The organism is Paenibacillus sp. B1-35 (assembly GCF_050474385.1).
Classification (GTDB): domain Bacteria; phylum Bacillota; class Bacilli; order Paenibacillales; family Paenibacillaceae; genus Paenibacillus_B; species Paenibacillus_B alvei.
The window spans coordinates 132785-154702 of sequence record NZ_JBCHVJ010000003.1 but is presented as its reverse complement, the minus strand read 5'-3'; the positions used below and the strand labels follow the sequence as shown (position 1 = coordinate 154702).

Sequence of the window (21918 nt, the reverse complement as noted above, 5' to 3'; positions counted from 1 at the left end):
CTTCGTCCTCTCCTTTATCACGATCCAACCCATTTCATAAACCAATGAGTCAACTGCTCCCATGTGATGTACTCTATTTGCTTGGCAAAATCCATATGCTGTGCGCACACAGTCATACAATAGCCTGTTTCAGGAACGACATATTGCTTTACATAATAATGATTAACTTTCCATAATTGATTACGCTGTACAGGTACGGCTGTCTCCTGCACGATTTCGAAAGTGCTTGGAAGCTGACTGAGACCTACACCAATTGCCTTCAACACACTTTCCTTAGCCGTCCATATGTAAAAAAACAATTCCTGACGCGCACGGCAGTCGTCCGTATTTGCAAGCAATTCCAGCTCACGCGGCGAGCATATCAGCCTAGCCACATCCATGCTCCATTCCCCTGCTTGCTCAATATCAATCCCGATTGGCGCTCTATCCAATGCCACTGCAATGAATGCACCGGCATGAGAGATGTTGAAAAATACCGGGTTGCCCTCTATATACGGCTTGCCGAATGAATGAGTACGAATAACAATCTCGTCGTTCGATCGGTTCAGCGCTCGAGAGAGCAGGATGCGAGCCAATATATCAGCTGCAACCACGCGGTAACGATCTTTACGCTCTCGAAGTCTGTCTAACCGTTTGTATTTTTCAGGCGTAACATACGGGATAAATCGATCCATCAACGAAGCTATGTTTTTATAGGAAGTACATTCGTCCCACTTCAGCAACACAATTTCCATCATTTACCCCAACCTTTGTGCGCAAAAAAAAGGCCATTGGGAATAGCCTTGTCACCAAATAACCGTTGTTTGGTTACCGCAACTCGAATGGCAGCCCGGCTGCCATAATCCAATAGACGTTAGGCCCGAGGCTTTGCGCCCCCAACTTTCGACTGGGTTTGCCTTTTAATCCTGATGTTGTTCTTCTTGATGTCTCCATTGATTGTTGCAAATCGATTACCAGGCAAGAATGTCATAACATTGTTTACGCACTAGTTCTTGTGACATGTATCGCGTGATTAGGTCTAAAGTACATATTACATATCAGCATGCTGGATACCTGTTCATAATTATCCAACTACAGACCCATATTTTATATCGGCTGCTTAAATGAAAAGATTAATACCTTTTCATATCAATTTTCAAATTTTCGACACGGACAATCATTTTTTGTCATTTTTTAGTTGTAATTAAGTGTTTTTTCGACTTTTTTCCGACAAAAACACCCCTAAACTGCGTTTTTTCTAACATTTCCATTCGTTTCCTCTCCTTTTTTCATTCGACAAAATTGTCGATTGAAGACCTAATGTTAAAATTACTCCTTATCATTGAATACCAGCATAAAAATCCCTCTTATCCCTAAAATAATTCCCTTATGAATGCATAAGAGCCTCGAAATGCATTCGAGGCTCTTATAAAATGCTATTATTCTATGCCGTTCAGTCTGTTTGCCATTGGCTTGATTTACTATCAGTTTCCAACAATGATTTCATTAGAGGCATTTGAGAGAGCATTAACCGTTGCATATCGTCCATCCGCTACGGACACCACAAATACTTTATAGGCAACACCAGTGCGAATTGGATTTCCGTATACATCATTATCGGACAACGAGAACATGGTCGATCCATCGCCCGACACGCTTACCAATTTATAATTATTTCCTCCCACACGATTCGCCTGATCCAGGTTGAATGAATCTGCCGATACGGAAGGAACGACCATTACTCCATAATAGGCAATTCCGTTGTCGCTGCTTGGCTTCGAGAAGTAGGCCTTGAATTCATTCGCTCCTTCTCTCGCCACAAACACATTCGTAGGGGCCTGCACGGATTGATCTACCAAGGAAAATTCACCAGAAGGCGAAGACAAAGCATTCGAGGAGCCGCTTCTATTGTCAGCTACCGTAAGCACAAAGACCCGGTAAGCAATACCTTTTTGAATGACATTCCCTTGAACATCACGCAAGCTGCTTGTCAGCGATTGTCTCACATAGCCACTTTGGCTTCCAACCCGAATATAGCTTGATGAACTCACAAGTCCCGCACTATATGTGTCAAAGGCATAAGACTGATCAGCACGAACGACCATAATGCGGTATTCATTAACATAAGAATTGTTGGATGATGCAGCAAAGCCCACTTCAATATCGCTGGCATTGCCGTTTCCGCCAATAATCTTCGCTTCTACATTCGTTACAACATCAACTGAGGCATTGCTTCTGAGCGTAACCTCAGGAGATGGAGCAGACAACGCATTGTTCGCTTGATTATTCGCGCTTACAGAGAGCACAAAGACCCGGTAGCTAATACCGTTGCGAATTGGCGCACCATCCACATCTCTTGCATCCGAACCAAGTACTGTTGACAAACTGCTGCCATTACGATTCACGACCGTCGAGTTCCAACTGTTTACTCTGTTCGCTTCCGTCAGGTTAAAACGGCTTGCATTGGAAGACTTCACAACCATGACACGATAATGATTCACATTCGATTCATCTGCGGCACGGTTGAATGTTACCCCCATGTTCCGTCCATCATTGTAATTGCCGCCCATACTGCTCGCCGATACGTTCGTTGCTGGATAGACCGTCGAATTGTTAGACAATGTAATCGAATCTGAAGAGCTGGACAAGGAATTCACATAGCTGCCGCGTCCAACCGAAAGCACGTATACTTGGTAGCTGATTCCATTGCGGATCAGATCGCCATCTACGTCTCTAGCAGTAGAGCTCAGCTTGAGGCTGATGTCTCTTCCATTCGTGTTCACTGACGTGTAGTTATAGCTGGATACGTTGTTCGCTTCAGATACATCAAAGCGATACGATCTGCTTGATTTCACAACCATGATGCGATACTGGCTAATATTCGATTCATCCGATGCACGATTAAAGGTAACCATCATGTCGCGGCCGTCATTATAATCTCCTACATCGCTTACTCTTACATTGGAAGCATTGTATACCGTTGAGTTATTCGAAATATTGATGGAATCGGATGCGCCCGACAATGCATTGTAGTCAGAGTTGCTATTCGAAACTGACATGACGAACAGACGGTACGTTTCCCCTCTGCGGATTAATGAGCCATTCACATCACGCATATTAGATGGCAATGTTGAAGTAATGCTATAGCCATTCTTCGAGACATCATAATAATTGCTGGATGAAACCCGGTTTGCTTCAGTCAAATCAAAGCGATAAGCATCCGAATATTTCACTGCAAAAATCCGGTAGTAGCTTACGCGCGATTCATCGGAAGAGCGATTAAAGCTGATCTGAATATCGCGGCCATCTCCATAATTGCCCACTTGGCTAACTTTCGTAATCACTGGAACACCAGCTGATTGTCCAAGCGTGATCGAAGATGAGCTGGAGGACAGCTTGTTGCTATACGAGCTCGTATTGCTGACAGATACGACAAATACGGTATAGGACACGTCTTTACGGATATAGTCACCTGATGTATCTCTTGCCGTCGAACTCAATGTTGTCGTCAACGTATAGTTACTGGACTTCGATACAGTGGTATAATTTTGGCTGGATACGCGGTCTGCTTCATAAGCATCGAAACGAGATGCATCCTTCGTTTTAACGACCATAATCCGATAATTTTGAATTTGACTGTCGTTAGATGGACGAGTAAAGCTAACCTGCATATCGCGGCCATCGTTATAATTCGCCACATTGCGCACTTGCACATTCGTCGCCGCTGCAACTGCATTATCGCCTAACGTAAAGGTAGAAGATGAGTTAGAAAGCACCTGATCGTTACTCGATCTGCCCACTGACAATACATAAGCTTCATACTTCACATTCGTGCGAATATAGTCTCCATCTACGTCACGGGCGCGAGAATCCAATTTGACTACAGGATCGTCAGCGTTTTTGTTCACTACGGTATAATTGCTGGAAGATACGGAGCGTGCTTTGTTCAAATTAAAGGAGTTTGAAGCTTTAACAATCATGACGCGATAATGATCAAGATTATATTCATTCCTCTCCTTGGAGAAGCTCACTCGAATATCGCTGGCATCTCCAGACTGACCGGAGATTTGAACCGTAACATAGTTTACGCCTTGAAGATTACCGGAATAGTCAGGCGTTGTTGGACGATCCGGGTACGTCGGGCGATCCGGGTATGTCGGCGAACTGCCAGAAGTCACGCGAACGACTCTCGTTTTGTTGTCATAAGTGATTGTAGCACCCAATGATTCACTTACGAAACGTACCGGAACCATCGTTCTGCCACCCATTGCTCTAGCTGGAACATCCATATAGACAGTTCTTCCATTGACCGTTGCCGCTTTGGAGCCCAAGGTCAAAATTACCGAGGTTCCTCCCTTGTAAGCTGACACCTTCTTCGTTTTGTAATCGTAACTTACACTGGCGCCAAGCGCCTGGAAAATAGCCGCCATGGGAAGCAGCACACGGCCTTGCGTGTAAACAGGCGATTGACCTGTACTAATACTGCTCCCATTCACGTATACGGTGTAAGCTGCAGGCGCAGCTTGCGCCGGTACAGGCATGACCAGCGTAAAGCCAAGTGCTGCCGCAACAAAACCTGATATTAGCTTTTTCACATTTTCACCCTCCTAAGTTGAAATCATATCCAAGTATGAATTTTCCGCCTTTATGTTAGATGATCCAATAGAGGAAAATGTTTTATGGTTTCGCGCTGAAATGTGACAAATTTGTGTCAATGTTTCGAATGCTGATTTTTACAGCATTAAAAAACAAAAAAAAACCGCTAAACATGGTTATTACAACCCATGTTCCAACGGTGTATTACAATTGCTCAACCGTGCATATTACGCGGAATCACTCATCCACTCTGCACAGCCATCCGAAGTCGCTGTATTTCTGCAACAAATTGGCCAGCATGATATCCATCCCATCATCCGCCTTTACCATACCTTCCTCTTTCTTCCTTATCCAAATCTCAGTCCAATTGCTGTGAGCTGCGCGTCATCGCCACACTCGACTCTCTTACAATAAGACGGGGTTCAAACTGTACACGTTCATATACACCGCGTTTCTGTTCAATGATTCGGTTCAGCAGCAGCTCTGTCGCTACCCTAGCTACTTCGGCCCCCATGATTGATACTGAACTGAGCCGAGGCGTTGTAATCGTCCCCCATAAAATATTATCGATGCCTACGATTGCAATGTCCTCTGGCACACGAATTTCCAATTCCTTAAACCGGTTCAGCAGACCCATCGCAATCATGTCATTGCCCGCATAAATCGCATCCGGCATCTTCGTTAGACCTGCAAAATAATCTGCTGCCTTTAATCCGGTTTGCATTGAAAAATCATCTCCGAAATAGATCAAAGAGCTGTCTATTTGCGGCAGGGCATCTTCGTAGGCAAAGAAACGCTCCTCAATGATGTGCTTCGGTGCTCCAGCGTATGCAATTCGTGTCCGTCCGATATTCATAAAATGCTCCATCACTAGCTTGCCTTCTTGTGTCGATAAACTGACAATATCCGCCTTCACATCGTCCCCGAGCTTCTTCCCGTAGTTAATAACGGATATCGGAAGGCTCGACTTGTTAATCAAGTCAGGCAGTGTGGCAGGATAAGCAAGCGGAAGCACAATCAGGCCATCCACATGAAGCTTTTTTACTTCCCTTAATATCTCCAGCTCCGCTCTCGCGTTGCCCAGCGTATTAATCTGTACAACCCGGTAGTCATAATGTTTAGCCGCCTGCTCTACGGAATAGGCAATTTCCGGCACGAAGGCATTCCGAATATCGGGAACTGCTAGCGCAATTTGCTTCGTCTGCCGCACCTTAAGGCTTCGTGCGAAAGAGTTTGGTACAAAGCCAAGCTCTTCGATCGCCTGCATCACCTTCGCCTTTGTCTTCGGGCTTATGCCCTCCGCGTCGTTAATCGCACGCGATACGGTTGCCAATCCAACTCCTGCCCGCCGCGCAACGTCCTCAATCGTGACCTTTTTCTGAACCACTGCTGTATCTTCCTCCCGTAACTGTTGGAATTGCTTCCACCATCTCAACCAACCTTATGCCTGTATCATACCATCTGGATTCACATTATTCACCTGATCCCCTTACAAAAAATGACTGTGATTGACATCACGCTAATAGTGTGACATATTTAATATCGGAAACGTTTCCGAAAAGTATTGCTCGTTTCCAATTCATATATTCGATTCGTGTTCAAAACTGTGCGTTTTGAACAACCTTTTATCCATATACTTCTGGGGAGATGAACATATGAAAGCATTAAGATGGCATGGCGTTAAAGATTTGCGCGTGGAGAACATTGCAGAACCAGCAGCCGGCAAAGGCAAGGTAAAAATCAAAGTCGAATGCTGCGGCATCTGCGGCAGTGACCTGCATGAGTACACAGCGGGACCGATCTTCATTTCAAATAGCGCTCCCCATCCCTTAACAGGAGAACAAGCTCCTATCGTTATGGGACATGAATTTTCCGGACATGTCGTCGAGGTCGGCGAAGGCGTAACCAAATTCCAAGCAGGCGACCGGGTTGTTGTAGAACCGATTTTCGCGTGCGGCGAATGCGAGGCCTGCAAGCAAGGTAAGTACAATCTGTGCGATAAAATGGGCTTCCTTGGTCTGGCAGGCGGCGGTGGCGGATTCTCGGAATATGTAGCAGCAGACGAGCACATGGTGCACAAGATTCCGGACAGTGTATCGTATGAGCAAGGCGCGCTTGTTGAGCCTTCCGCTGTAGCGCTCTATGCGGTTCGTCAAAGTAATCTTCAGGTCGGGGATCGTGCAGCCGTATTCGGCACAGGCCCAATCGGGTTGCTTGTTATTGAGGCATTGAAAGCAGCCGGCGCATCGGAAATTTATGCGATTGAATTATCTGAACAGCGGAAGCAGAAAGCAGCTGAGCTGGGAGCTATTGTGCTTGATCCATCGCAAGTCGATGTCGTAAAGGAGCTTCGTGAACGGACAGGCGGCGGTGTAGATGTCGCTTATGAAGTAACTGGAGTTCCTGCAGTGCTGAACAATGCAATTGACGCAGCAAAACTTGGCGGCGAAGTAATGATTGTCAGCATTTTCGAAAGAGAAGCTGCCATTAAACCAAATGCCATCGTGACGAAAGAACGGACGATGAAAGGCATCATCGGTTACCGCAATGTATTTCCTGCGGTTATCAAATTGATGGAGCAAGGCTACTTCCCAGCAGAGAAGCTGGTGACGAAGCGCATTCAACTGGATGAAGTCGTCGATCATGGCTTCGAGGCACTCTTGAAAGAGAAAAACCAAGTGAAGATTATGGTGAAGCCGCAATAATACGTCATTACAGAAGCGATTTATGCCGGTACACTTCAAAATCATGATTATGAAACATAAAAGATCGAGTCAGGGTACTAAGCGAATTAGTTCCCCGGCTCGATCTTTTTTCATATCGCACCCATCATTTACAGCACTCTCAGCAACATGACGGTAAATAATACGATCAGCGATACCACTGCGAGATGCCACCATTTGTACATCATGATGATGCCAATATACTCGCGGATGAAAGCACTTGGCATATAATATCTTGCCGTCTTCGCGCCTACCCCCTCGCACTTCTTCAATCCCGCGAGCCGCGCAAAAATGCTTGCCCGGAAGACATGGTAATTGTTTGTAACAAATATACTTTTATGATCTGGTTTGATGGAGTCCATAATCGCCTTCGAGAACAGCATATTTTGCATCGTGTTGCGTGATTTGTCCTCGATCAGCACATCCTGCTCGGGTACTCCTTTCCCCACAATATAGTTCTTCATGGCTTCCGCTTCACTGAGCAGTTCGTCCGGTCCTTGACCGCCAGACACAATAATTTTAGGCTCTTCATCATACTTCCGATATTGCTCGATACTTTTGTCCAAGCGTGACGCAAGCAGCGGGGGAACACGATCCCCTCCGATCAAGCCGGAGCCAAGCGCGATAATGAAATCAGGCTTGTACCATATTCTCCAGTAGTGATAAAAAATTGCATACGCTAGGAAGCTGACGAACACAAAGGAAAAATACATGAAGATAAGCAGCGTCCCGATATAAAAAATCGCAAATTTATCATTATAAGAAATAAAGAAAATGTAGAAAAACATCCCGATCATCGCAAATATCAGGAGACTCAATAATAATGACAGCATATTCGCGAGCTTCTTGCTTTCCTTCTTCAACATGATTCGTCCGTTAAGCAGCAAATATATGGTCACAAACAGTACGCTCAAAGGAACAGAGGCGAGGATAGCCGCGGCCACAATTAGGTTCACCCATGGAATCTGGTTGGAGAACGCCACTAGACTCAGCGCTAAATTCGCTAAAGCTGCTATGAATAGGAATGAAAGACTAATACGCCTTTTTTCCCTTATAAATAAAAAAACAAACAGGGCAAATAATATCAAGCTAAAAAAACTCATCATACACTCCTTTCCCAACCTTACTATTGTAAGCAATTCATTCCTTCTTGCATACCTTTTTCACCATTCAATATCGAAAATGAATCGCTCTAAAACATACCCAGCATCATCATCCCTTAACAGTATGTTGGAAGTCCCAGCTATCTTCTGCCTCAAAAATGAAAAAAGCCGATTCCTTCAATAAAAGAATCGGCTTATATAAACTCAATTTGTATAGAATTCGTTCACTTTATCTAGTGTTTCTCTGAAATATGGATTACTATATTTATTTATCAAGCCTTTCGATCCTATGTAAAAGCTGAATCGCCCTTTTTCGCCTAAAAGATCCTTGAATTTATCAACTGTCTGGTCATACCTTTCTCTGTGCCCTGTATCGGTAAAATACTTATAATCAATCTCCATTTGAATTCCGATTTTCGTTTTATCTAAATGATTCTTTGCAACCAACCGACCGCCATCCCCATATATTCTTCCTTCTTTCACGCTATCGTAAATCGGCTGCAAATTTATTTTGTAGTCATTGTCAAAATAGTAGTGGGGTTGAATATATACGTAATCAAAGACCGTTGTCTCGTCCACGATGTATGCAATTGTTTCCACTATTTTTTCTCTGTTAGGACCAAAACCATAATATGGAGCCCATGCAAAAGAAGTTGCTTTGTCTACATCGTCACTGTTCTTTATATACTCCGAAAGTTTTTTCAACAATTGAACTTGCGATTGATTTTTAAGCTGCGAGTAGCAGTAATTTTGAGTCCCATAGAAGTATATGGCTTCGTTAGGATAATAAAATCCCGTTACCGAGTCCCAATTTGAACCTATTTTTTGTTTTAATGCCTTTATATAGCTTACATATTCATCGAATAACTTATCAACGTCTAACTTACTCGATACATCGTGTGCCGGAAGAGGAACCAGCACGCTATATTCGCTGTTCGTATCCACGATTGTCCGCAGCGTTTCATTTACATCATCAATCAAATTTCTTTCTCTATAATTATCAATTTTATTTGTCTTATTATCTATCGCAATAACAAATTGCCTCACCGTATCCAACCGATCGAGCTCTGTCGATTCATAGGGAATGTAATGTTGACCGTCTCCAAAATGACCGCTGTATAAAAACACCATATTGCTTGTTGACAGGTCACTTCGAGCCATCGCAGTGCTATCCATTTCATTCCCTTCTGCGTCCTTGGCCGCTTTAATCACTGGCGTTGAAAATAAGTTGACAAACAAGCTTAAAGTAAGCGTGAAGGTAAGCATTACAGTAAACCATGCCTTTCTTGTTTTTGCTAGCTTCGTGTTCATAACATCGACTCCTTAGTTAATAGTTTTCGATTCACTAGAGACCTATTCATTTATTTTTTACACTGCTTGGCGTCACGCCCCAATATTTTCGGAATATTTTGGTAAAATAGCTGACGTCTCTATATCCAATCATGGCGGCTGCATCATACACTCTTGCACCATTCATCAGTGCCGTCCTCGCCCGTTCCATCTTGTGTTCGAGAACATAAGAAGTAAATGGCATTCCTGTTTCCTGCTTGAATAAACGACTTAAATACGAGGCGTTCACATAAAAACGGTCTGCAATCGTATGTAACGTAAATTCCTGCTCCTGTTCCGTCTCAAGCAGCTCGATAATGGCTTGAACAGTGGGATGAGTAACCTTTCTGTCATGACTCTCGGCATAAGAGATTATGCTTCTTACGGCACGATGCAAAACATCGTACATACGCTCGGGCGTCGTAAGTGATTGTACATTCGAGAGAAAATCAAAATCCTCTCCCGTCACATCCTGTACGGACCATCCGCGTTTGCGAATAAAGAGTGTCAATACGCCAACGATGTACATTAATTGTTCCATCATGATTTCGTACGACGCTGAGTTGTTCTTCACCGCCTCACACATGTTCGAAATCATTCGCATGGCAAGTTCTTGATCCAACGCCTCCAAAGCCATCTCCAATTGCTTGTCCTCATGTTCATAATTTGGTCGGTTCGTGAACTCGACTTGGAGCGGATCATCATATGGAATTGCGATACCTGTTCCATAAACGACCCGATTTTGCAGCGCCTTTTTAGCTTGAATATATAAGGGCAGCAGTTCGTCTATCTTTCCCGTTCCTCCACTAATTCCCGCACTTACGACAATGCCTAGACATTGCTTAATGTTGCGAATAAGCTTCTCCATGATGATGTGAATTCCGAACAGCTGCTGCTGATTTTGTTCCAGCGCTCCGGCCCTTCCAATTACAATAATCGCCTTATCCTCTTCCGTGCACACATAATAATCAGGAATCGGCAAATGATTTCGAATAAAATGCACAAGCTTGTCCATGGTCATGCCGTTTTCATTGCTAGAATCGGTTTGTTCATCCACGTCTAGAACGATTACTGCATAACGAGAATGAATATCTATATGAAGTCCTAATGAAGCACAGGACGCTTCTAGATCTTCTATTTGATATTTTCCATATGCTAAATTGCGAAGCGTATGCTGATGCAGGATGGGAAGGTATTGTGTCCATTGCTCCTGCATCATTAGCTGACGCGTTCGCTCCATTAACTCGGCCTTAATGCATCGGGCTGCATCCGTCACAGTCTGGAGAATGTCCATTTCAGCAGCAGGCTTGAGCAAATATTTGTATACACCAAGTTCCACCGCTGTCTGCGCATAGGAGAATTTATCATGACCGCTTAAAATGATGATTTTCGTACTCGAATAATCTCGAGCCACTTGGCAAGCCAAGGAAAGACCGTCCATTTCGGGCATTTGTATATCCATTAAAATAATATCGGGCTGCTTTATTTGGATCTGAGCAAGAGCTTCAGCCCCGTTATTCGCCGATCCTACTACTTCGATATCGTGATCTTCCCAAGGCATGTGAAGTAGATTTTGCAAAAATCTAGTCTCGTCTTCCACAATAAGAAGATTCAAGTGATCCTCTCCCTATCAAAAGTATTCATCTGTCGCATTCGGCAATAGGCAGCTCAAGAGTTACTGTTGTACCCACTCCTAACTGGCTTTCGAACCGGATGTGTGCATCATGGCCATAGAACATCTTCATTCTCGAACAAACGTTGCGCAAGCCGTATAGCTCCTTTCCCGGGGATTCCAAAAAAGAAAAAGGAGCCGTCTTTCCTTCGATTTCCTGAATAACTTGATAAATGGATTGTAGGCGCTGCTCACTTATTCCACTCCCGTTATCTTGCACGGTAATCATCAATTTCCCCTGCTTCAAGAAGCTCGAAATGATTAACAAACCATCGCTCTTCATCTGCTCCAGTCCATGAATTACCGCATTTTCAACCAAAGGCTGCAAAAGCAGCTTTAATACGGGGATCGTTTTCGTTGCTTCTTGTATCTCATAAACGACCTGAAAGCAATGTAAAAAACGGATCTGTTGAATGCGTAAGTAGTAGCCTAGATGTGTAATCGTTTCTTCTACCGTGAATGTATCCTTCCCTTTATGAAGACTTAACCGAAAAAAGTGGGACAGGTTCAGCACCATCTCGCTTATTTCCTCTGCCTCGTAGTTTTGTGCCGTCCAGTAGATAGAGTTGAGCGTATTATATAAGAAATGCGGATTAATTTGAGATTGCAAAAACGTAAGCTCGGTTCGGGCAATACGAAGCTGCTGCTCATAGTGATCCTGAATCAAATGCTTTTGATGCTCGGCCATTCGATTATACGAATCCATCAAATAACCAAATTCATCCTTCCGCCTTGTATGCAACCGTATGTCATAATCTCCACCGATTAAGCCCTTCATTGCATTCTTTAATTGGTCTAAAGGGGAAGCGATACGGTTATAAATTCCCCAAGAAATAAGCATGGAAAGCACGAAGCTGCACGCTATGATCAAATAGGTAAATTGCCTCATCGTTTTTGTTTCTTTATAAATTTCTTCGATCGGCCGAAAAACCTCCAACCGGATTGGGTAACTAGACGATTGCACGCTGACTTTAAGCATATCTCCATCGCGTTTTTCGCCTGGATCGCCATTGGGAACGGATAGAATGGACTCTCCTTCTCTGTTCGTGATTTGCAAGCTGGTCAGCTCGGCACTCAACAGCGGGCTTATGAGTGTCTGGAGAGCATTTTTATGTAAAGTTACAACTAGTAAACTTGCTTTGTTCTTATCCGGGAAGGCATTCAGCCTTCTGACTAGAGATATGGAATTGGCCTCCACTAAATCTGCGATTACAGATTCTTTCCCCTCTTTGGGTTGGGACATCAAGAACGTACCCACTTGATCCGCAAGCCGATTTAAAGAGGCGAAACTTTCTCGCTCGGTCGCAGATTCAATTCTCTTTCCTCCATATTTCGTAGATATCATCGTATGGGTTTCCATCTGATAAATCGTGATCTGGGAAGCCACCAGACTCACCGCCGAAATATTCCACAGCTCTTGCAGCAGCTCAGAGTACTGAACAATGGTACGAGGCGACATCCCCGATCCATTTACCTTCAGCTTCTCATTTATGTTATGGTTCGTTGCAATTAGATTGGTTAACGTCTCAAAATGGTGCAACGACAATTCAAGGTTATTCATAACAGACTCCACCTTCTCTTGAGTCTGTTCTGTCGTTTTTTGAATAATAATTTGGTTCGCTCTGTTATTGACGTACAAGCTAATGATAACCAGCGGCAGAAGCACGATGAAGAAATAGATGCTGAGCCGTAGTTGCGAGGTTTGCAGAAACTTATGATGCACACGTTGGTATCGTTTCATGGCTACATCCTTATTTTTTATGCGATTCATGCCAATCGTTTACTTCCTGCGTAACTTGTGTGCCTCCGCTCTCATACCATCGTTTCACGTAGTCGTCGAATGAATTCGTGGATTCTAGGCCGAGAATGATTTTTACGAAGACTTCCTGCAATGAATAAAGTTCATTCCATTTTCTTACCATGGTAAGAGGGGGCGGGCCGCCGTATGCATCTTGCACGACATTTTTTTCTATTTTATCAATGTTATCGTTGAGACGAAATTCTTTGCCATAGGAATCATTGCGTGCACGCAACAGCCACCGTTTGTCCACATTCACCAGTGCAGAATACATGCCTCTGTACAGGTGCTTGTCATGTTCATTAAATTTGCTGACAATTTTCCCGTCTTTCCAATCCCACACTTGATTGTGAAATCCCAGAACTATTGAGGTTCTGCCTTTACCTGCAATGAAATTTAAAAATTGAATGACTTCGCGAGCATGACTGCTCCCTTTTGGAACCACTTGGTACCCGAAAACTGGATTCAATGCACCTACTCCCTGCTTCCCTTTCTTGCCTATCGGATAGTCAATGGTTATCCAATTCGCTTGCGGATCTTTCTTCAGGCTTTGAGCAATAACCCCGCGCGAATCATACCAAGCTCCGGAAAACATTCCGACCTTTCCTTCTATTATTTTTTCGTTCATAACATTACTGCGGTAAATAGGGAAATCCGGATCAATCCATCCTTGCCGGTAGAGCTCGGCAAAGAATGAGAGCGCTTCCTTCATTTCCGGCAAAACGTTGCCATAGACGAGCTTTCCCCCACGTTCCGTCCATTGGTTCAATTGAACTCCGAACGCCCCAAAAAGCGGGGAAGAATGATACAAATCCTTCATCATCGTAAAGCCGTATGTATCTCTCTTTCCGTTTCCGTCGGGATCACCTTCCGAAAATGCTTTCATTGCTTCCTTATAATCTTCCAGCGTTACGGGTATCGGCAGGTTCAGTTTATCCAGCCAGTCTTTGCGGATGTAGATGACTTCATTCCCCTTCACCAACTGGCCACTCGGAATTGCGTAAATCGAGCCGTTATACCGAACGCGGTTCCATAATTCTTCCGGTATGAGACGCTTCAAATCTGCTCCATATTCGTCTATCCAATGATCGAGAGGCTGGAGCTTATTTTGCGTTACGAATTTGGCAAATTGGATCGGGGAATTGATGTTGATCATATCGGGATGATTCTGTTCCTTCGAAATGATGGTGTCGATCATTTTTTCATAACTGGGTACAGGCGGCAGTTCGACATGGATATTGAATCCGACACTTTTTTTTATATAATCCAAATAAGGATTATGATTTTCGTCCAAACCAGCCGGAAACGGAAAACTCAAACTGTTGATCACAATGGCTATGTCTTTCCCATTCTGCAATTCTTTCTCAGGACTGATTGAAATCGGACTCAACTTAGGTATAAAAAATAGGCCTAACATAAGAAAGGTTAGCATGTAAATCATCAGCATAAATCTATTTATTAATTTACCGCTGCGCAACATAACAAGAACCCCCTTTCGCTTGTATCCATTCCACGCGCCATTGAAAAGGCTGTATGATTCCTCCTAAAGAACTACGGCGATAGTGATATAAGTCCTCCAATTATAGTATAAAATTTGAACCCCACACAATATTTCTCAACAATATTAATAGATTTATGTAATTCATACAAATAAAGACACCTTGAGTTCAGGTGCCTCCGCTTGTTCCCTCTTTTATTTTTGTTTATCTATTTTCGAAAAAAATGACCGAATCTGGCTTGCAACTAATTCCGGCTGCTCGAGCGCTACAAAGTGACCTCCTGCATTCAGCTCATCCCATTGCAGGATGTTCGGGAACAGTCGTGCTACATATTCCCTCGGCGGGCGCTCGTGAGGCTGCGTCTTCGTCAGCGATACGCCATGCGGCACAGTGCAGATGTCCCCTTCCCCCGGCCACTTGATATGCCTGCCTTCATAATAATAACGGTTCGCTGCGTTGATCGTCTGGGTAAACCAGTAGATCGATACATTCGCCAGCAAATCATCCTTGCTGAACTGCTCCATCGATTCCCCTTTTTCAAATACCGTCCAGTAATACCACTTTTCCAAAATAAAGGCTGCCAGACCTACTGGTGAATCATGCAGCGCATATGCCGCAGTCTGAGGCTTCGTTCCCAATAGATGCGCATATCCCCCCTCTTCGCGATACCACTGATCGCCACATGTCAGAAAAGCACGCTCCGCCTCGGACATCTCCATGCCCTGGCCTATACAAGGACTCGGATTCCCCGGTGATGTCGTATGATACCCAATGACCCGCTCCGGATGATCCAAGCATAACAAGCCAAGCACGCTTGCACCCAAATCATAGCCATGTGCCCCAAACTGCTCATAGCCCAGCCCCTCCATCAACTTGACCAACACATTCGCAACCTGTCTATCCTCATATCCTGACTCCAACGGTATACTTGAGAACCCATGCCCCGGAATCGAAGGAATGATAATATCAAATGAGATGGATTCATCGCCCCCATCGTTATCCGGCTGTATCAAAAACGGAATCAAATCTAGCATCTCATAAAATGTGCTCGGCCAGCCGTGGGGAATGAGAATCGGTATAGAGCGACTTCCCTTCCCTTTTTCGTACACAAAGTGAATGTCTTTCCCGTCAATCATTGCTTTGTAATGAGAGAAGGAATTGATATGCCGTTCCACCATGCGCCAGTCGAAATCGTACAGCCAATAATGAACCATATCCTTCATATACGATATCGGAATCCCGTAATCCCATTCTGCTCCTGGGATTTCATCCGGCCATCTTGTCATTCGCAATCTTTGCTTCAATTGTTCGATTTCTTCGTCAGGTATACTCACTGTGAAAGGATTCAAGTTCATCGTTATCTTCGCTCCTTGGCAGAATAAACGCGAGAATAAATAGAAAGGACTTGGGGAAGCTAGGCCGCGAGTTCATCAAATCTATAATTTAGAACGACCTAGTGATACACTGATATTGAAGTCATGAAGCACGAATAAGACATCACCAACAAACATAACCAGTAAAATAATTTAAACAGTTAGCTAACTGGTAAATAAATCTAAATGATTAACTTGTGATGTGTCAATAGGAGTGGTTGAGCAGATGACGAGTGGATATGATCAGCTTGAGATGGTTGCTGATTTCTTCAATACACATGATAGACGAACGCGGTACGAGGGAGATCCCGGGATCGAGCATTTAACGGAGCCTAGCCGCTTAGTCGAGTGGCTCTTGCAGCACCAACTTATTGCAAAATCAGATGATGCTGCTTCAGCAGAAGAATTGCAATTGGCGTGTGAGCTTCGAGATGAACTGCGCAAAACAATAGTGAACAATGAGCATGATGGAGTTGGGGAACAGGTTAAGCTGGAGCAGCTTACGAAGAGTTTCCAGTTCGGACTCATGTTCCATGAGAATGGAGAGCGGCTTGTGCCTCTGCATGAAAATGCAGCTAAGGGATTAGCTCAATTACTCATTATCGTGTACGAACTAAGACGAACAAAGATATGGCATCGCATACGTGTATGTACAGCGAAGGATTGCCAGTGGGTATTCGTGGATCGATCCAGACCCGGAACGGGGAGATGGTGTTCGATGAAGGCATGCGGCAACCGAGCAAAAAATAAGACCTTCCGGCACAAACACCATAAATCCGAAACGACGATTTAGTAGAGTAGAACATAGGGCTGGCTTCCCAGCCCCTCACCTCAATTAACGTCTATGAGCTTTTAAACCTTCAATAAATATGCGTTGTAATCCATCAAGAACTCGTTGGCTCGTAAAGCCTTCTTCTTGGAGATGGTAATCGATATTGTGAAGCACGGCCAGCAGGGCTTCAATGGTATATGGAATGTCCACCCCGGATACGTCTCCCCGTTCAACGGCCTCATTTAGCAGATTTCTGCTTATATTGCGCATCCATTGACATAACGGAGATTGTAACGGACGATGCCCGGTTGAGGCCCGACTGACCTCACAGAGCCAAGGAACTTTCGCCTCTAAAAAAGAAACATATCTTACGATTACATGGTAAAGCCGGTCCAAGGCCGCGGTTTCTGGGGATTGATCAAGAAATATTTGAACTTCATCAAACAAGGGTTGGTATTCTTCACACGCGATCTCCTGACAGATGTCGCCCTTATCCGAGAAGCGGCGGTATAGGCTTGCTTGTCCTACTCCAGCAGTCTTCGCAATCTGATGCATATTGACATTGTCAACACCGTTTTTGATAAAAAGTTCTCTAGCTGACGCCAAAATTCGTCTTCGGTTTAACTCCTCTCTGGGAATTTTCGTAGAGGCAGATTGCGATTCTGAATTCACTATAAACATCTCCCTTCTTCTTAAATTAACTGTTATTTAATACGAAAAAACGGACAATGGTCCGTTTTTCGTGTATAGGACATGTTGTCCGTCAATTCATATTATAATACATTTCGTAAAAAAAATTAAAGATACTTTCATTTGGGTGACCGATGAACTTTTTTTATTTCTTGGTATAATACTTTTTGTAAATTGGAGGCAAATGCGGTTCAATGCCAGTTAGGTCCAGTTCCTTCAAACTTGCGATCGTAGGAATAAACTGCTCGTAGGCTTTTTTGTTGTCGCTCGTCGTATCTGTTCCGGTTTCGGTCAATGCTTTCCTGTTAACTTCAGAGTTAAGTTGCTTCTGTTCCATAGGATACCCTCCATCAAATTTAGTCAGGCTTACAAATCCGGATGTCTCTTGTGCCAGCCGGTATTCATCTCATAAGTATTGCCGATGCCTAGTACTGTCGCTTCTTCGAAGGGGCGGCCAATCAATTGCATATTAATCGGCAGACCGGAAGGTGAGAAACCGCAAGGCATGCTCAGGCTAGGCAAGCCGGTCAAATTGGTCGGAACCGTAAATGAGTTCAATCTGAATACACTAGCATTATCATCTGCACGCGGCGCGGTGATCGGTGTTGCCGGCGTCAATAGGATGTCGATTCCGGACAATGCATTCAAAAAATCATTGACAATTAATTGTCGGGCCCGCTTAGACTGGAGGTAAATGGAAGCCGGAATATCTCTGCTGCTTTCAAGAAACATTCGGACATCCGCACCATACTGTTCCAATTCTGTCTCAAGCCACTTCTCGTGGTTCGAGTACATCTCCGTCATCATAATGGCCATCGTCGCGCTTTTAACATGTTTGATCATGGGCAGGCTGACTTCGATGATTTCCGCTCCCAGTTCTCGGAATTTATTGATAGCGGCCTTCATCGCAGCTTCCACTTCCGGCATCAAATCCTCGTAATAGTAATTAGTCGGCAATCCGATACGTACACCCCTGAGACCATTCGGATACATTTTGATACCTGGAGCAGGCAGATCGACCGTCGATTCATCCTTTGGATCGAAGCCTGACATCACATCCAAGCACAGGGACGCATCCATGACGCTTCGGGTCAACGGACCCGAGTGATCCAATGACCAGGCCATTGGAATGATACCATACCGACTGACCCGACCGTACGTCGGCTTCATCCCTACGACGCCGCACAGGGCGGCGGGTATGCGGATAGAGCCTCCGGTATCCGAGCCTGTGCCCAGATAAGCAAGTCCAGCCGCTAAAGCAGAAGCAGAGCCGCCGCTTGAACCTCCCGTTACAAGTTCAGTGTTCCACGGATTGAGGCAAGGACCGAAGTGCGGGCTAGTTGTTGTCAATCCCGCAGCGAACTCGTGAGTCTGAACTTTGCCTAGCAGAACTGTTCCAGCCTCATGTAGCTTAGTTGCAACCGTCGAATCGTAATCGGGGACGAAGCTGTTCAATATTTTCGAACCGGCAGTTGTTCGGATCCCTTTCGTGTAATATAGATCCTTATGAACGATGGGAATCCCGTGAAGGGGCCCTTTGTACCGACCATGCATAATATCACGTTCCGTTTGCTTTGCTTGTTCAACCGCCAGCTCGGACGTTTGGGTAACGAAAACGTTCAGTTTCGGATTCAAACGTTCGATGCGATGAAGCGCATGTTCTGTAATCTCTACCGGGGATATTTCCCTTGTTCGGATCCCTTCGGCCAGCTCATGAATAGCAGCAAAGGACAGTTGGGAATTTAATTGACTCATCTCGTTATCCTCCCTATCTTTCGGACAAGTCGTCCGTCTACCAACTAATTACCATAGCTTTCGCTAGGATTTGTTTTTCTTGCGAATAAGTATGTCAGGATTGCCAACAGGGCAATGGTAAAATAAACAACAGAAAAGGGCATCTTTAGATCAATCAGTCGTCCGACCAGCGCAGGACCGAATGCTCCGCCTAGCAGATAGGCCAGTGTGAAAATACCCATCCCCACACCCAGCTCAGCCGAACAGAGTGTCGTCGAAACTAAATTGCTGCTAGAGGTGAGGACACCGTTGAATCCAATCATAAGGATAATGATCAATAAAGCATCGATCCATGGCGGCAAATGTACGGATACACCCAGCAGTATAAATCCGCCGATGACGAGACTTTGCGATATGACAAGCACGCGGGAGCTTCCGAAACGATCCGTCCAACCTCCGATCCGGGATCCGAGCAAAGCTGCGCAGGCGGCACCGGGAAGCATCAGCAGACCGATTTCGCTAGTCGGTAAATGAAAAGCGTTCTTCATCATGACAGGAAGAGTAAAGGTTAACCCCGTGTTGCAAACGAAGGTAAGAAATCCAATCCCTAGAATTCGTCGGTAAGGAGCGTTTTCCATGAAAGATGCATCGATAAATGGATGTTCCTTTTTCTGAACATGAATACCGAACCATAGAAGAAATGCTGCTCCTGCAATGAGCATAAACCAATAGTTCGTAACCCCTAGCAACACAAACGCCAGTCCGGCGGAGAACAAAACAGCTCCAAGAAAATCGAATGAACCTCGGTCGTGTTTCTTGCTTGGAACATATTTAAATACCAAAGGGATAACAAATAGGCTTAGACTGGACACGATGAACAAAGCACGCCAGCCAAAGTATTGCTCCACGAAACCGCCGAACACAGGCCCGAAGCCGGAAGCAAAGGCAATTGTGGCCGATAACGTTCCCAGTACCCGTCCCTTGACGGAAGGCTTAAAATATAGGGTTACTGCCGCATAAGACAGGGGAGAGATGGATGAGGCCCCTGCTGCTTGCAGCAGTCTCCCAATGATGACTTGCAAGTATGAAGCTGCAAAGAAGCCGATCATAGAGCCGAAAGCAAAAAGGATTAAACCAATGACATACAGCTGACGGAAGGAAAAGGACTCCGTTAACTTGCCGTAAGTACCAGCGCCGATGGCCATCAAAATGCTGTAACCGACCATGACCCAGCTCACCTGTGAGGAGGTCAGCGCAAAGTTAGCGGAAATCGACGGTATAGCCAAGTTAAACATGGTCATATTGATGTTTCCGAAAATAATGAGCAAGCAAAGTGTCCCCATTAATTTCCGCTCATTGCCGGATAAAGCCATTGATTGAGTATCCATAGCCTATTCCTCCATTACAGGAAGTCAGGAAAGGTACGGCATTTTTGCGCTTGATCTCTATCGTGTCCCAAGAAAACATAGGACGGCCGAACATCCTGAATCAACTCCTGCATACGTATAATCGATTTGGCAGCCATCTCTTGATCGAATGTCAAGAACGGTATGTTACTCTCGAAGTTCTCCCGCGTATAAGCAACATCAATCGTCAGAAGCACCGGACCCGACTTTTCCGTCGTAACGAGGACTGATTGATGCCCAGGGGAATGACCCGGAGTGGAGAAAATTTGAACTCCCGGAATCAATTCATGGTCACCCTCAATGATTTGATATTGTAAATCGGGTAGCCTGCACTCTAATGGAGAGTAATCCTCGTTGCCTATGGCCGCATCATACTCTGCCCTTTGAATAAGGATCGGCGTATTGCGGAAATGCCCGTTTCCCCCAGAATGATCCAAGTGTAAATGGGAGCTAATGACCATCTGAATATCGTCAGGCCGATAACCGACACGTTTTAACACATTCACGATCGAGTCGCCGTCCGACATATTGGGGACGACGCGCCCTTCACGTCTAGTCCCCTTGTAGTAATCAGGATTGTTGATAAATGCATCGGGCATTCCCGTATCGATGAGTATCGGCCCGCTGGTCGTTTCCAACAGAAAAGACCACACAGGCATTCCGACTAATTTCCCGGGGGCAAGGGTTCGATTAACAGCCGATTGATCTAGGAAACATTCACCTACAGGTAAAAAATACAACTTTTTGACATACATCCAGTTTCACCCTTCACATTACAAATTCGGACAACTTGTCCGTTATGGATTGATTGTAACGGACAAGTTGTCCGATGTCAATTCATCACCAGAAAATAAGGCCGATCAGAACAGTATGAATTACCTAAAACTTCTCTTACTGTCACTAAACTGCCCCGTTAGCTTAATGACTGACTCTACAGCGGCATGACATATGTACCGCTAAAATAAAAAAACCGCGTTTTACGCGGTTATTAATCGGTACACCTTTTTTTGTCACTCGTCATATTTAGTAGTTAGTGTCAGTCAATCATCTTGTCATACACCATTTAACGTAATTCATAATAAGAAAAAATAAGTTGGGGTCTTTTTATTACGCGCTCCTTATTTGATTTACGCTTCGTGACCATCTCTCCTTCAGATATTGATCGGAAAAACAGAAAATAAATAAAACAGTTGATTAATCTTGCCTCGTTAATTTGAGAAATGATAAGCTTGTTTATTTGAATC

16 protein-coding genes and 1 riboswitch are annotated in these 21918 nt (G+C 44.5%); of the genes, 2 read left to right on the top strand and 14 right to left on the bottom strand.

What is annotated here, in order from left to right; all coding sequences use genetic code 11:
- Positions 1-17: 17 nt before the first annotated feature.
- The 3 genes from ACQ5BJ_RS12530 to ACQ5BJ_RS12520 form a co-directional block, all read right to left on the bottom strand.
- Positions 18-737 carry a 4'-phosphopantetheinyl transferase family protein gene (locus ACQ5BJ_RS12530; protein WP_268621922.1) on the bottom strand — a complete coding sequence of 240 codons (720 nt, stop codon included), beginning with the start codon at positions 735-737 and terminating at the stop codon, positions 18-20.
- An 83-nt stretch (positions 738-820) separates the two neighbouring features.
- A riboswitch (cyclic di-GMP riboswitch) is annotated at positions 821-907 on the bottom strand.
- A 556-nt stretch (positions 908-1463) separates the two neighbouring features.
- On the bottom strand, positions 1464-4574 hold the full coding sequence (locus ACQ5BJ_RS12525) for a copper amine oxidase N-terminal domain-containing protein (RefSeq protein ID WP_289356517.1): 3111 nt from the start codon (positions 4572-4574) through the stop codon (positions 1464-1466).
- A gap of 359 nt (positions 4575-4933) precedes the next feature.
- Positions 4934-5962 carry a LacI family DNA-binding transcriptional regulator gene (locus ACQ5BJ_RS12520; protein WP_163975338.1) on the bottom strand — a complete coding sequence of 343 codons (1029 nt, stop codon included), beginning with the start codon at positions 5960-5962 and terminating at the stop codon, positions 4934-4936.
- A 268-nt stretch (positions 5963-6230) separates the two neighbouring features.
- Here ACQ5BJ_RS12520 and ACQ5BJ_RS12515 point away from each other — a divergent pair, with 268 nt between their 5' ends.
- Positions 6231-7280, top strand: coding sequence for a 2,3-butanediol dehydrogenase (locus ACQ5BJ_RS12515; RefSeq protein ID WP_430110798.1), 1050 nt, complete (start codon positions 6231-6233; stop codon positions 7278-7280).
- Positions 7281-7408: 128 nt separating this feature from the next.
- Here the strand turns inward: ACQ5BJ_RS12515 and ACQ5BJ_RS12510 are convergent, their stop codons facing one another.
- From ACQ5BJ_RS12510 to ACQ5BJ_RS12485, 6 genes are all read right to left on the bottom strand, one after another.
- Positions 7409-8242: a YdcF family protein gene (locus tag ACQ5BJ_RS12510; protein ID WP_238555746.1), complete on the bottom strand. Its 834-nt coding sequence runs from the start codon at positions 8240-8242 to the stop codon at positions 7409-7411.
- A 363-nt stretch (positions 8243-8605) separates the two neighbouring features.
- Positions 8606-9712 carry a hypothetical protein gene (locus ACQ5BJ_RS12505; protein ID WP_262866434.1) on the bottom strand — a complete coding sequence of 369 codons (1107 nt, stop codon included), beginning with the start codon at positions 9710-9712 and terminating at the stop codon, positions 8606-8608.
- Positions 9713-9758: 46 nt separating this feature from the next.
- Positions 9759-11345 carry a response regulator gene (locus ACQ5BJ_RS12500; protein ID WP_171414796.1) on the bottom strand — a complete coding sequence of 529 codons (1587 nt, stop codon included), beginning with the start codon at positions 11343-11345 and terminating at the stop codon, positions 9759-9761.
- Positions 11346-11370: 25 nt separating this feature from the next.
- The gene (locus tag ACQ5BJ_RS12495) at positions 11371-13173 is read right to left on the bottom strand and encodes a sensor histidine kinase (protein WP_430110801.1); all 1803 of its coding nucleotides are present in this window, start codon (positions 13171-13173) and stop codon (positions 11371-11373) included.
- A complete protein-coding gene (locus tag ACQ5BJ_RS12490) occupies positions 13154-14680 on the bottom strand; it encodes an extracellular solute-binding protein (RefSeq protein WP_171414798.1) in 1527 nt (508 codons plus the stop codon). Before ACQ5BJ_RS12490 ends, ACQ5BJ_RS12495 begins: the two co-directional genes overlap by 20 nt.
- 213 nt (positions 14681-14893) lie before the next feature.
- A complete protein-coding gene (locus ACQ5BJ_RS12485) occupies positions 14894-16054 on the bottom strand; it encodes an epoxide hydrolase family protein (RefSeq protein WP_171414801.1) in 1161 nt (386 codons plus the stop codon).
- Between the two features lie 244 nt (positions 16055-16298).
- On the opposite strand from ACQ5BJ_RS12485, the gene ACQ5BJ_RS12480 reads away from it, so the two are divergent.
- Entirely contained in the window at positions 16299-16865 is a 567-nt protein-coding gene (locus ACQ5BJ_RS12480) for a CGNR zinc finger domain-containing protein (RefSeq protein WP_268621908.1), read from the top strand.
- A gap of 42 nt (positions 16866-16907) precedes the next feature.
- Here the strand turns inward: ACQ5BJ_RS12480 and ACQ5BJ_RS12475 are convergent, their stop codons facing one another.
- The 5 genes from ACQ5BJ_RS12475 to aiiA form a co-directional block, all read right to left on the bottom strand.
- On the bottom strand, positions 16908-17525 hold the full coding sequence (locus ACQ5BJ_RS12475; protein WP_040734998.1) for a TetR/AcrR family transcriptional regulator: 618 nt from the start codon (positions 17523-17525) through the stop codon (positions 16908-16910).
- Between the two features lie 154 nt (positions 17526-17679).
- A complete protein-coding gene (locus tag ACQ5BJ_RS12470) occupies positions 17680-17871 on the bottom strand; it encodes a hypothetical protein (protein WP_005544225.1) in 192 nt (63 codons plus the stop codon).
- A 29-nt stretch (positions 17872-17900) separates the two neighbouring features.
- A complete protein-coding gene (locus tag ACQ5BJ_RS12465) occupies positions 17901-19289 on the bottom strand; it encodes an amidase (protein ID WP_430110807.1) in 1389 nt (462 codons plus the stop codon).
- Between the two features lie 44 nt (positions 19290-19333).
- The gene (locus tag ACQ5BJ_RS12460) at positions 19334-20656 is read right to left on the bottom strand and encodes an MFS transporter (protein ID WP_430110810.1); all 1323 of its coding nucleotides are present in this window, start codon (positions 20654-20656) and stop codon (positions 19334-19336) included.
- 14 nt (positions 20657-20670) lie between these two features.
- On the bottom strand, positions 20671-21429 hold the full coding sequence (aiiA, locus tag ACQ5BJ_RS12455; protein WP_005544228.1) for a quorum-quenching N-acyl homoserine lactonase AiiA: 759 nt from the start codon (positions 21427-21429) through the stop codon (positions 20671-20673).
- Positions 21430-21918: the final 489 nt, after the last annotated feature.

Bases quoted from the DNA above. Each gene is read 5' to 3' on its own strand.
- ACQ5BJ_RS12465 (WP_430110807.1), bottom strand. From the start codon at position 19,289: ATGAGTCAATTAAATTCCCAACTGTCCTTTGCTGCTATTCATGAGCTG.
- ACQ5BJ_RS12505 (WP_262866434.1), bottom strand. From the start codon at position 9,712: ATGAACACGAAGCTAGCAAAAACAAGAAAGGCATGGTTTACTGTAATG.
- ACQ5BJ_RS12480 (WP_268621908.1), top strand. From the start codon at position 16,299: ATGACGAGTGGATATGATCAGCTTGAGATGGTTGCTGATTTCTTCAAT.
- ACQ5BJ_RS12530 (WP_268621922.1), bottom strand. From the start codon at position 737: ATGATGGAAATTGTGTTGCTGAAGTGGGACGAATGTACTTCCTATAAA.
- ACQ5BJ_RS12490 (WP_171414798.1), bottom strand. From the start codon at position 14,680: ATGTTGCGCAGCGGTAAATTAATAAATAGATTTATGCTGATGATTTAC.
- ACQ5BJ_RS12495 (WP_430110801.1), bottom strand. From the start codon at position 13,173: ATGAATCGCATAAAAAATAAGGATGTAGCCATGAAACGATACCAACGT.
- ACQ5BJ_RS12470 (WP_005544225.1), bottom strand. From the start codon at position 17,871: ATGGAACAGAAGCAACTTAACTCTGAAGTTAACAGGAAAGCATTGACC.
- ACQ5BJ_RS12515 (WP_430110798.1), top strand. From the start codon at position 6,231: ATGAAAGCATTAAGATGGCATGGCGTTAAAGATTTGCGCGTGGAGAAC.
- ACQ5BJ_RS12475 (WP_040734998.1), bottom strand. From the start codon at position 17,525: ATGTTTATAGTGAATTCAGAATCGCAATCTGCCTCTACGAAAATTCCC.
- aiiA (WP_005544228.1), bottom strand. From the start codon at position 21,429: ATGTATGTCAAAAAGTTGTATTTTTTACCTGTAGGTGAATGTTTCCTA.
- ACQ5BJ_RS12460 (WP_430110810.1), bottom strand. From the start codon at position 20,656: ATGGATACTCAATCAATGGCTTTATCCGGCAATGAGCGGAAATTAATG.
- ACQ5BJ_RS12485 (WP_171414801.1), bottom strand. From the start codon at position 16,054: ATGAACTTGAATCCTTTCACAGTGAGTATACCTGACGAAGAAATCGAA.